Origin of the sequence: Actinomyces sp. HMSC065F12, assembly GCF_001814535.1 — a bacterium.
GTDB classification, from domain to species: Bacteria; Actinomycetota; Actinomycetes; order Actinomycetales; family Actinomycetaceae; genus Pauljensenia; species Pauljensenia radingae_A.
The window spans coordinates 1-450 of sequence record NZ_KV817001.1 but is presented as its reverse complement, the minus strand read 5'-3'; the positions used below and the strand labels follow the sequence as shown (position 1 = coordinate 450).

At 59.8% G+C, this 450-nt stretch carries 1 protein-coding gene; it reads right to left on the bottom strand.

Annotated features, from left to right (window positions below):
* Positions 1 to 207 precede the first annotated feature (207 nt).
* Positions 208 to 450, bottom strand: a 243-nt coding sequence (locus HMPREF2975_RS07595) for a hypothetical protein (RefSeq protein ID WP_227469323.1), incomplete at its 5' end; no start/stop codon positions are given.

Sequence of the window (450 nt, the reverse complement as noted above, 5' to 3'; positions counted from 1 at the left end):
CCGCCGAGCGCTCCCAGAGCAGGTCTCACTAGTGATTTGTTTGTCTAACCCCACGGCCTGCACCCGCCATAGGGCTTGCTCATCCGCCAGATGAGCTCCCGAACAATCACGCTCAGGCTTGGAGAACGTCAGTACCGGTGGCCACCAGCGCTACCGTCCCCACCCACCCGGCCCGCACTGTGTCGAAACCGAGTGGGCTGTGTACGGCTACTTGCCGCGCTTGAGCGGCTTAGTCTGCGCCAACGCCGAAGCGGCAACAGACTTCGAGTCCTTGCCATAACGGCCATCGGTCAGAATCTTCGACGCCTTGGACACCACCTTCGCGGACGTCTGCTTACGGTTCCTCCCCATGTGCTTCACCTCCTTCGCTCTTGCTACGACACCCACCATCACTTGATGCGTGTTCATGAGCGTTAGCGCGAGTCGGCGTGCGATAATGAGATAGAAGTT